This window comes from Frankia sp. RB5 (assembly GCF_059816245.1).
On record NZ_JCBATA010000121.1, the window covers coordinates 1 to 6565 of the forward strand.

Sequence of the window (6565 nt, forward strand, 5' to 3'; positions counted from 1 at the left end):
CGCGGCGAGCGTGCCCGGCGCCCCGCCCTCGGCCGCTCGCGGGCGCGTCACCCGGGCGGTGTCCTCGGGGCCCGGGGTGGCGGGCAGCGGGGGCGCACCGGGCGCCGAGGCCCAGCCACCGGGCGGCCGCGGCGGCACCCAGCCACCCCGGGTGGGGTAGCCGTTGTGGGACTGCTGATCCCCGGGGCCCACCGCGTCGCGGCCAGGACCGGTCGACAGCGGCATCGTCGGCGTGTCCGCCGGCACGTCAGCGCTCTGGGCCGGAAGCGGCCCCGGCGACGGCGGACTTTCCCAGGGCCGCGTCGATCCGAGCGACGGCAGCGGCCGGCGGGACGGTGACGACTCCCGGGATGCCGGCAGGCCCTGGGACGGCAACGGGGCGGTCGTCTCCGCCACCACGGTCACGTGCCCGCCCCCGGGCATCACCCCGAACGGCAGTCCGTCGCGGCCGCCCCCGGCCGTCCCACGGCCGCGCCGGCGGGCCACCAGGGCGTCCGCCCGGCGCGCCCATCCGCGGGAAATCCGGATACAGGGCTTTTCGACGAGATAGTGGGTGATCGTGGCGACGGTGATCGTCAGCCCCAGAACGATCGCCAGGAACGGCGGGTAGGGGACCCTGAACATCTGCCATCCGCCGCGCTCCAGCACAAGATCGATGGCGGCGGTGTGCCATAGGTAGATGCCGTACGAGATCGTGCCGAGGAAGGCCAGCGGCCGGCAGGCGAGCAGCCGGCGGACGAACCCCCGGTCCTGCGGACCGAATACCGCCGGCAGCAGCAGGAAGAAGGCGAACAGGCCGTAGAACAGGTGCCGGCTCATGTCCTGCGCCCGGTCCGGGGTGAAGATCGGTATCAGCGGCAGGTTCGCGTGCCAGGTCGCCACCCAGTAGAACACCGCGGCAACCGCCCAGCAGGCCGTGCCCGACCCCGGCAGCCGCGACCAGCGGGGCTGCCGGCCGTGGTGGGCGTACCAGGAGGAGACCACCGCGAGGGCCATGCCCATGGCGAACAGGTCCCACCAGACGGGCAGCCACACGTTCCAGCCGCTCAGCCAGGTCTGATCGCTCGGAATGACCAGGAAGTGCAGCGCCTTCGCCGCGAGGAACGTCACCGCCAGCACGGCGAGTTCCACGCGCACCTGCGCGGCCGGCTCGCGGCGGCGGCGGCCGAGCAGCCAGGCGTAGACCGGAACGGCGAGGTAGAACGCCACCTCGATGTCGAGCGTCCAGGCCTGGGTGAGGCCCTGCAGGGCCCATCGGGCCTGATATCCCTGTAGGAACAGGGCGGTCTGGAACGCCCCGGCGACACCGTGCACGCCGGCCTGGGCGCTGTTGACGACGGTCAGGCTGACGACCAGCGCCAGCCAGTAGAGCGGGACGATCCGCATGAACCGCCGGACCAGGTACCCGGGAACCGCCGCGCCCTCCACGCCAGCCAGCCGGGCGGCGACGAACGGGCGGTAGAGCAGGAACCCCGAGATGAGGAAGAACACCGCCACGCCGGCCTCGGCCCGGGCGATGTAGGGACCCAGCTGGTCGCTTTTCATCGTGAACCCGGCCGGAAACGCCGAGTGGACGACGACGACCATGAGCGCGGCGATGGCCCGCAGCCCGTCGAATCCCGGGAAAACGACCTTGGGCGGACGCCGGACGGCCGGGCGTCGGGGATCGGGAATCGGGCTCGAACCGGCGGCGTCGGCGGGCGCTTCCGCGGGGACCGCGACCGATCGGGACAGCAGGTGGTCCGTCACCGGCCGGGCACCCGAGGATTCGCATTGTCCGGCACGGTGGAAAGGTACCAGCGCGGCCGCCCGCCGGCGGCCGTCGCCCCGGCCATCCCGGCTATTTCTCCGGTTTCGGCTCCCCCGACCGGCGGGCCCGCGGAGGCGATTCGCCCACCTTCGCCGCCTTCTCGTCCCGCGACGTCCCAGCGCCCCGCGCCGACTCCGTGACCTCGGGCGGCTTGACGACCGGCGCCGGCTCGGCCCCTGCCCGCTCGGCCCCTGCCGGCTCCTCGTCCCGCGCCCGCTCGGTCCCTGCCGGCTCGACAGCCGCCGCCCGCTCGACCGCCCCGGCCGACTCGGCAACCCCGGCCGGCTCGGCAACCCCGGCCGGCTCGGCAACCCCGGCCGGCTCGAACGCCTGTGCCGGAGCGGCACCGGACCGGCCGGCGACGGCGACGCGGATCGCGCCCGCGGCGGCGGCGAGGGCGACGGCGGCGAGCAGGACCAGAGCCGGCTCGGCCGCGGCCCGGAACCGGGTCGTGCCATAGACGACCACCGTCGCCAGGCTCAGCGTGATCGGCACGGCGAGCAGCGGAAGCACCGGCACGCGGCGGCGGCGCAGCACGACCGCGCCGGCGATCGCGAGTGGCTCCAGCACCCACAACGTGATCATTCCCGCCTTGCTCAGGCTGGCCGGGCGCAGCTCGATCCGGTCGAACTGGATCTGCTGCCACGGCCGGAAGACACCCCAGGTGCGACCGAGGCGGGCCGCGGCCACGACGGGCAGGCGGTCGGAATGCGCGCGAATGTAGTCGTAGGCCGCCTCGCGGTAGAACGCGTCCCGCTCGGAGCGCTCCTCGGGCGGCTCCGGCAGCGCCTGTACGCAGGCGAACGACCACCAGCCCAGGTACCGGCCCGAGTAGGTGGCCGGGCAGTGGGTCACCGCCAAAGTCGTGCCGAGGCCGGTGGACAGGTACTCGGGTTCGCGGAAGCGGTCGAGGTTGTAGGCGGACCACGGCGCGACGGCCAGCACGCAGGTCGCCGCGGCGAGGGCCAGCAGACCGATCCGCCGCCGCCAGCCGACGCCCCGGGCCAGGGCGACCAGCGGGACGACGAGTACCAGCGCGAGCAGGGCCAGCTCCGCGCGGGCGAGCATCACGGCGGCGAGCGCCAGCCCCAGCCAGGCGGCCGCGCGGGCCCGGGGCCGGTCGGCGAACTGGTAGGCGGCCAGGATGATCCACGAACAGGTCAGGATCCCGGGGGTCTCGGACATGACCAGGGGGTCGTTGAGCCACATGCCGGGGTAGACGGCGGCGATGCCGGCGGCGACGAGTCCCGTCGCGGGCCCGGCGATGCGCCGGCCGGCGTACGCCACCAGCGCGATCGAGCCGACCCCGAGCAGGCAGCAGAACATCTGGTGGGCCAGGAAGCCGGTGAGGCCGAGCAGCGACGGGATCGCCAGCAGCGCGCTGGTCAGCGGCGGGTGCTGCGCGTCCGGCACGTACCGTCCGGACACGTCCAGCATGTAGGGGTCCGGCCAGCCGCGGCCGCGGGCGAACAGGTTCGCGGCCTCGTGGTAGTAGAGCGGGTCACCCTGGACGGCCGCGGGGTGGAGCCACCCGAACAGGTAACAGAGCCGCACGCTCAGGCCAACCAGGCACAGTCCGATGAGCCAGAAGTGCCATTCGCGCGTGTTCGTGAGCCGGCCGCGGCCATGGCCGGCCACCGCGATGAGCCCGCCGGACGCGGGCGCACGCTCCCCCGATGACGCCGGTCCCGGCCCCACGGTACGTAGGTACCCCCCCGCGAACTCTGACACGGGCGGAAAGTATCAAGGTGCCGTATCCACGACACTACGGACGTCCCTCGGTATAGGTACAGACACACCGCGCGTGCACGGCCCGCAGGCGCTGCGATTAGCCTTGCCGGTCGGGTGTCCGCACGCGATCGGAGCCAGCCGCGCGTGGCGCGGGCCCGAGGAAGGCGGATCCCTCCGGCTGTGGCCGCCGGAGGGGTTGACTGAGGCGACGCCGTCCGCAGACGACGAGGAGGGACCAGGCTGACCAGCAACGACGCCGACACCGTCCCGCTCGCGTCAGGTGACCGGCCGCGGCGCGCGGGCGGCGAGTCGCCAGCCGACACCACCCCGATCGCCACGCGCGGCGTCGACCGGTCCCGCCGCGCGTCGACCGCCGGCCGCCACGAGCGGGACCGCCGCCATGGGCTGGACCACCCCCCGGAGCGCGTCGACTCCCTGGATTGGGGCGAAGGCCGCGAGCGAGACGGCGGACGCGAGCGGGGCCGTGCTCCCGGGGAGCGGCGACCCGGTCCGCGTGCCGCCCGGGAGCCGCGTCCTGATCCGCGGTCTTCCCGGGTCGCGACTCCGCTGCGACCCGCACCCGGCCACGATCATCACGGTGATCATCGGCCGGCCGAGCACGATCCGCACGCCACGGCCGTCCTGCGGCTGCCCGGCCTGACCCACCCCGCCCCGCGGGCCGCCCGGGCCGGCCCCGACCGCGCCCGCCCGGCCCACGCCCACGCCGAGCGCACCCAGGCCGGACGGCGTGGATCCGGCGTCCAGACGGCCCCACCGTCGCGGGCCCCCAGGCCGGAGGACGACCTCGACGCCACCGGGCCCGTGCTCGCCCCGCTGGGGCACTCCCCCGCGCTCGACGGGCTGCGCGCGTTCGCCGTCATGGCCGTCATCGCGTACCACGCCGGAGTCTCGTGGATGCCAGGCGGCCTGCTCGGCGTCGACACGTTCTTCGTGCTGTCCGGGTTCCTCATCACCGGCCTGCTGATCACCGAGTACCGCAACACCCGGCGCATCGACCTGAGGAGTTTCTGGATCCGCCGGTCCCGCCGGCTGATGCCGGCGCTGCTGGTCCTGCTGGTCGGCGTGGCCGCGTACGCGCGTTGGATCGCCGCCCCGGGCGACGTCGGAACCCTGCGCCTCGACGCGCTCTCGACGCTGCTCTACGTGGCGAACTGGCGCTTCGCGCTGTCCGACCAGAGCTACTTCAACCACTTCGCCGCGCCGTCGCCGCTGCTGCACACCTGGTCGCTGTCGGTCGAGGAGCAGTTCTACGTCCTGTGGCCGCTGATCGTGTTCCTGCTGATGCGGCACAGCGCCCGCACGGTGGCGCGGTGGCGTCGTCAGCGCCAGAAGGCCCAGTCGCTGGCGCTGACCATCGCCGTGCTCGGCGCGCTCACGTCCGCGCTGGTCGGCGGCGCGTTGCTGCTGACCGGCACCGACCCGTCGCGGATCTACTACGGCACGGACAGCCGGTCCCAGGCGCTGCTGGTCGGCGCGGCGCTGGCGGTGTGGCGGGGCCAGCGGACGCACCCGATCTCGGCGCGGGCCCGGTCGGTCCTGTCGGTTCTCGGCTGCCTGTCGGCGGTGGCGCTGCTGGTGATCTGGACGACGGTGAGCGGCCAGAGCCGACCGCTGTACCTCGGCGGTTTCCTCGGGGTGGCCATCCTGGTGATGCTGCTCGTCGCATCGCTCGTCGAGTCGCCGAAGGGACCGGTCGCCCGCTTCCTGGCGCTGCGGCCGTTCACGTTCATCGGCACGATCTCCTACGGCCTCTACCTGTGGCACTGGCCGGTCTTCCTCACGCTGACGGCCACCCGGACCGGCACGAACGGCCCGGTGCTGTTGCTGCTGCGGCTAGGGGCGACGCTGGCCGTCACCCTCGCGTCGTTCCACCTGGTGGAGAACCCGATCCGGCGGGGTCGCATCCGGCTGCCCAAGCCCCGGTTGACGGTGCCGGCGGCGCTCGGCGGCGTGCTCGCGGTGATCCTGGTGGCCACGACCGGCGCCGGCGGCTCGGTGCGCACCCCGGCCCAGCTGGAGGCGCTGGCGCAGCGGGCGGCGAGCTCCCCGCAGCCGGCGGCGGCCGGGGGGCCCGGCACGGGGGCGCCGACGAAGGTGATCCTCGGCGGCGACTCGGTCGCGCTCACCCTCGGTTTCAGCGACTTCTCGAGGATGGCCGCCACCCAGGGCCTGGAGATCCATGACTACTCCAAGCTGGGCTGCGGTGTCGCGCGCGGGATGCAGCGGCGCGTCGGGGGCGAGGTGATCCGGCCCACCGACGGCTGCGAGCAGTGGCCGCAGCGGTTCACGGACAGCGTGAACAAGGTCCATCCATCGGTGGCGATGCTGCTCGTCGGCCGGTGGGAGATCGTGGACCAGCTGCGCAACGGGCGGTGGAGCCACGTCGGCGAGCCCGACTTCGACGCCTACCTGGGCCGCGAGCTCGACCTCGCCATCACCACGCTCGGCGCCGGGGGCGCGAAGGTCGTGCTGCTGACCGCGCCGATCTTCAAGCCGACCGAGGCCTCGGACGGCAGCATCTACCCGGAGACGAAGCCCGCACGTGCGATCCGCTTCAACCAGCTGCTGCGCCTGGCCGCCGCGCGTCACCCGGGAACGACCGTGATCGACCTCGCCGCCATTCTCACGCCCGGCAACAAGTACGTCGACGAGATCGACGGCGTCCGGCTGCGCGACGACGACGGGGTGCACATCTCCAATGGCGGCGCCCGGCTGGTCGGCGAGGCGATCATTCCGCAGCTTGTCCAGATCGCGCGGGCGACCGCGCAGAGTACCCCCACGGATGCGCCGGCGGTGGCGGCGGGACCCGGCTGACCGTCCCGGTTTACCTGACGCTAACCTTTCGCACAGTACCGGGTGGTCTACAGGAGGATCGACGTGCCGCGTGCGCTGATTACCGGGATTACCGGTCAGGACGGGTTGTATCTGGGTGAGTTGTTGACCGCGAAGGGCTATGAGGTGTTCGGGCTGGTTCGGGGGCAGTCGAACCCGAAGGTGGCGGTG

Annotated in this window: 4 protein-coding genes; 2 read left to right on the forward strand and 2 right to left on the reverse strand. The window is 73.6% G+C overall.

Going from position 1 to position 6565, the window contains the following annotated elements; all coding sequences use genetic code 11:
• Window positions 1-1749, reverse strand: a 1749-nt coding sequence (locus AC6EXY_RS32825) for an acyltransferase family protein (protein WP_499842469.1), incomplete at its 3' end; no start/stop codon positions are given.
• Window positions 1750-1840: 91 nt separating this feature from the next.
• Window positions 1841-3448, reverse strand: a complete 1608-nt coding sequence (locus AC6EXY_RS32830) for a glycosyltransferase family 39 protein (protein WP_499842470.1) — start codon at window positions 3446-3448, stop codon at window positions 1841-1843.
• Between the two features lie 915 nt (window positions 3449-4363).
• On the opposite strand from AC6EXY_RS32830, the gene AC6EXY_RS32835 reads away from it, so the two are divergent.
• The gene (locus tag AC6EXY_RS32835; protein WP_243407203.1) at window positions 4364-6376 is read left to right on the forward strand and encodes an acyltransferase family protein; all 2013 of its coding nucleotides are present in this window, start codon (window positions 4364-4366) and stop codon (window positions 6374-6376) included.
• Between the two features lie 63 nt (window positions 6377-6439).
• The coding region (locus AC6EXY_RS32840) for a GDP-mannose 4,6-dehydratase (protein ID WP_499818971.1) at window positions 6440-6565 on the forward strand (126 nt) is incomplete at its 3' end.